Annotated in this window: 5 protein-coding genes; all 5 read left to right on the top strand. The window is 36.8% G+C overall.

Annotated elements, in window-relative coordinates; genetic code table 11:
- Window positions 1–163 precede the first annotated feature (163 nt).
- On the top strand, window positions 164–1,015 hold the full coding sequence (locus ACESM9_RS14535; protein WP_373000279.1) for a DegV family protein: 852 nt from the start codon (window positions 164–166) through the stop codon (window positions 1,013–1,015).
- A gap of 108 nt (window positions 1,016–1,123) precedes the next feature.
- Window positions 1,124–2,200, top strand: coding sequence for a GNAT family N-acetyltransferase (locus ACESM9_RS14530; protein WP_373000276.1), 1,077 nt, complete (start codon window positions 1,124–1,126; stop codon window positions 2,198–2,200).
- Window positions 2,201–2,228: 28 nt separating this feature from the next.
- Window positions 2,229–3,188, top strand: a complete 960-nt coding sequence (locus tag ACESM9_RS14525) for a PIG-L deacetylase family protein (RefSeq protein WP_373000273.1) — start codon at window positions 2,229–2,231, stop codon at window positions 3,186–3,188.
- Entirely contained in the window at window positions 3,154–4,308 is a 1,155-nt protein-coding gene (locus ACESM9_RS14520; protein WP_373000270.1) for a glycosyltransferase, read from the top strand. The genes ACESM9_RS14525 and ACESM9_RS14520 overlap by 35 nt, the downstream gene beginning before the upstream one ends.
- A partial coding sequence (locus ACESM9_RS14515) for a DUF4330 domain-containing protein (protein WP_373000267.1) occupies window positions 4,292–4,740 on the top strand: 449 nt, incomplete at its 3' end. The genes ACESM9_RS14520 and ACESM9_RS14515, both read left to right, overlap by 17 nt.

Genomic DNA, 4,740 nt, shown 5'->3' with positions numbered 1-4,740 from the left:
GATAAGCGGGATGTTCCAGCCTATATCAGTTAATGGTGTTAATTGTGGAATAATCCTGCTGTTGTTAGTTATGCATAAATATATAAGATAAAAATATATAAATAATGTAGTAAAAAAAGCTAATTCATAAGCAAAATAAATATTAGTATTTGGGGTGAACATTGTGAGGAAAATCATACTTAGCGCAGATAGCACCTGCGATTTGGATGAAGACTTGAAAAAAAGATACGGTGTAAGCACATATCCTTTGCATGTTATACTTGGAGAGAAGCAATACAAGGATGGTGTGGATATCACAGCATATGATATCTATTCTGCTTACCAAAATCATAACATTCTGCCAAAAACCGCAGCAATCAATGTGAAGGAGTACATAGACTATTTTAAGCAGTGGGTGGACCAAGGCTATACCGTTATACATTTCAGCATAGCTGCCAGCCTTTCTTCATCCTATCAGAATTGCTGCATTGCGGCAAAGGAGCTGGGTAATATCTATCCTATTGATTCCTGCAATCTTTCTACAGGAATTGGATTGCTCATATTGGAAGCTGCTGAGCTGATAGCAAAGGGAATGGAACCGGAGGATATCGTGTCAGAGATTAATAATAAAAGGATCAAGGTTCATGCCAGTTTTGTATTAGATACCCTTGAATTTCTTCATGCAGGAGGAAGATGCTCTGCACTGGCAGCCTTGGGCGCAAATGTTCTAAACATTAAGCCCTGCATAGAAGTAGACAATACAATCGGTAAGATGAAGGTAGGCAAGAAATACCGAGGTCCTCTTAATAAAGTTCTTAAAAAGTATACTATAGATAAACTGACGGAGTATGATAATTTAGAACTTGACAGAATCTTTATTACTCATTCGGGTATTTCTAAGGAAATGATAGAACTTGTAAGAAAAACAATAGAGGAAACTGCTGAATTTAAAGAGATACTAATAACCCAGGCAGGCTGTACCATATCAGCCCACTGCGGACCTAACACCCTGGGAGTGTTGTTTATGACAAAATAGCTTTATTAATGCCCTTAAAGGGCTTTTTTTCTGCCTTTTTGTGTCCATTAATTGATACATATGCTATAATAATAAAATATAAAACTAGAATAGCAGGGGTGAGATTAATTGAACCCGGATTATACCATTAAGGATTATGAAGATAAGCATTTGACAGGTGTATTTAGGCTATTTAAAGATGTATTTGGAAAGGATATAAACCAGGAATATTTCCTTTGGAAAAACATGAACAATCCCCAAGGGAAATCCATAATTAAACTGGCTGTAAAAGAAGAGGAAGTCATAGGTCTTTCTTGCCTCTGGAAATTTAATATGAACTTTATGGGGAAGAACATAATGGCAGGACAGTCTGTAGATGCAATGGTTCATAGAGACCATAGGAAGAAAGGGATATTTGAAAACATGGCAATGGATGCTATGGGGGATATGAGTAATCAAGGCCTTCAACTGAGGTTCAATTTCCCCAATGAGGCAGCCTATAAGGCTTCTTTGGGAAAGATTAATATAAGAAAAGTATGTGATATTCCTCAGTACATAAAGATATTAAAGGGAAGAGAAGCTTTTGGCATGTTTACCACCAATAAGTTGGTTAAACTAGGCGGAGGCTTGCTTCTGGATATCTATAGGAATGTAAAAGATTTGGGTATAAAAAAGCCTTCAGATTATCATATAGCGGAAATCAAAGAATTTGACTTCAGACTGGATAATCTTTGGAACAGTATTAGAAATGAATATCCCATAGCTGTAGAGCGCAGTTCCCAATATCTTAACTGGAGATACATTTACAGTCCAGACAAATACAAAGCCTATGGAGCATATAAAAATAATGATTTAGTAGGCTATATTATAATTGCTGTAGAAAACAAGAAAGGCAAAGGAGGGGAAAGGCTCCTAATGGGGCATATAGCAGATTTGATATGCCATAGGGAACACAAAGCTGCAGCATATGGGCTCATTAGCCAGGCAGAGAAACAACTTAAAGAGGATGAAGTTTGTGCTATATCCTGCTGGATGATAAAGGAATGGTTTTATTCAAAGATTCTGGAAAGAACGGGTTTTCTGCAGTTAAGGTCTCCTTCAGTGCTTGCTGCACTGCCTGTGGGAGAGAACGCTAAGGATATAGGAGAAGCCCTTTATGACCATAAGAACTGGTATGTAACCATAGGTGATTCAGATTATATTTAAGACAAAACCGGGGGGTGAGTATGGTTTTATGAGAGAAATAATAAAAAGAGTGGCTGCAAGACCAATCAGAATTTTAAACAATACAGTATTAGGGTCATATTTGTATCTGGCAAAAGTAAAAGTCAAGGAAATAAAAGCTATAGATGTAAGCAGAAAAAGAATATTGATACTTTCTCCCCATCAGGATGATGAGATACTTGGCTGTGGATGCTTGATAAAAAAAGCTTTGGAGGAGAAGGGTTCAGTTAAATGCATATATATGACAGACGGCTCACAGAGCTTAAGCGATGAGCTGACACCGGAAGCATTAGCCGAATTGAGAAAAGTCGAAGCCATAGAGTTGGCAAAAAACCTAGGGATGGAAGAACCTGTGTTTATGGATTATCCAGATGGTGATTTGAAGGTTGATGATGAAGGGGCTGAAAAGATTGCAGGTATTATAGAAGATTACAAACCTGATATTATATTTTTGCCTTACTTCTTAGACGGGCATAAGGATCATACAGCCGTAAGCGGTATATTTATCGCTTCTGTAGAGTTGCTGAAGAAACATAAGAAATTTGATACTTATTGCTATGAAGTAAACTCACCTATAAGCGTGCATGGAATAACTCATTATATGGATTGCTCCGGATATTTAAAAGCCAAAAAAGATGCTTTGGAGTTCTATAGTTCCCAAACCATGAGTTTTGAGTCAATATTTGAGATGAACAAACTCAATAGAATTATAGTAGGAACTTCTGAGGGGGCTGAATTATTCAGGTATATAGATTTAGAATCATATAAAAATGCCTATAATAGGTATAACAAGAATAATGAAATATATTCACGCTTTAGACAGATGTATAGCATATATTTTATGATACCTGCATACTTTAAAGGTCTGAGCGTAAAGAAGGAAGTTGCTTTATTTCAAAATTCAGGGGCTGACCCGGTTAGGAGGAAAGATGAAAGTGGAAAAGGTACTGCACTTAATAAGCGGGGGTGATGTAGGCGGTGCCAAGACTCATGTGCTGACATTGGTTAAGGAACTGCAGAAAAACCTAGCCGTGAAGATAATATGCTTCATAGAAGGCCCCTTTGCCCAGGAAGCTAGAGAAATGGGCATAGATATTATGGTACTTCCTCAACACCGCAGATATGATTTGAAAGTTGTTGATACCTTGGTAAACATTATAAAGACTGAAGGTTTTACTCTGATCCATTCTCATGGAGCCAGAGCTAATTTTATAACAAGATTTATCAGGAAAAAAATATCTATACCATGCGTTACAACAATACATAGTGACTTTATGCTGGATTTTAAAGGAAATCTGTACAAGCATATAATATATACAAATTTGAATATTTTTGCTTTGAAGAAGTTTGACTATTTTATTGCTGTATCCAAGAGTTTTAAAGATATGCTTGTCAGCAGGGGATTCCCGGATAATAGGATTTTTATTGTATATAACGGTATGGATTTTCAAGAGGATATAAGCTATAAGAGCAGGGATGAGTTTTTGAATGAAAGAGGTTTAGCTCATCTGAGAGATAAAAGGCTTATAGGCATATTAGCGAGACTCCATCCCGTCAAGGGACATGAAATATTCATTAGGGCAGCGGCAGATGTGTTGACTGACAACAAAGATATACATTTCCTTATTACTGGTGATGCGGGAGAAATGCCTTCTTTGGATAGCCAAATAAAACAGCTGGGTATAGATAAAAATATTCATTTTATAGGCTTCATTGATAATCCTTATGATTTTCTCAATGCAATTGATATCAATGTATTGACTTCCTATAGTGAAAGCTTTCCTTATGTACTATTGGAAGGAGCAAGATTGGAGAAGCCGACCATAGCTTCTGCAGTAGGTGGGATACCCATGCTCATAGATGACGGGGTCAACGGTTATCTTTTCGAGGCTGGTGATTATAAAGAACTGAGCGGAAAATTAAAAATCATGATTGATGATGAGGAAAAAAGCAAAGCTCTTGGGAGAGCTTTATATAAAAAGGCCAGTGAGAACTTTTCATTGAAGAATCTTGCCATGGATCATATAAAAATATACAATGAAATGCTTAAGAACAAGAAAGTGAGGAATACAGATGAAAATAATAGATAAAAGAGGCAGGCTTTTTGGCTTGGTAAACATCATTGATTTGTTCATAACCGTTATTCTCATAGCCCTTATAGGATTTGGAGCCTATAAGATATTTAAAGTAAATCCAACAGTGGCTGTAGATACTGAGAAGATTACCATGGTATATATGTTTCAGGAAGTAAGAGATGTAACATATAATGCCATCGAAGAAGGAGAAATAGCCAAGGACTACGATAAGAATTCCGTATATGGGAAAATAGTGAAGAAAGAAGCAGTACCTGCCACTCGGCTGGTGAATACAGATGATGGAAGAGTTGTAGAAGCTGAAGTACCTGAAAGGTTTGATGTTAAGATATATATCGAAGGGAATGCAGTAATTAGCAATACAGGAGTATATATGGGAAATCAGGAAATAAGGATCGGATCTCCTTTAGGGGGCATAAAAGGAAAGAA

The sequence above is a fragment of the Lutispora sp. genome (genome assembly GCF_041687175.1).
In the GTDB taxonomy this organism is placed as follows: domain Bacteria; phylum Bacillota; class Clostridia; order Lutisporales; family Lutisporaceae; genus Lutispora.
Note: the sequence above shows the minus strand (reverse complement) of the source record. Positions and strands in the feature narration are given on the sequence as shown.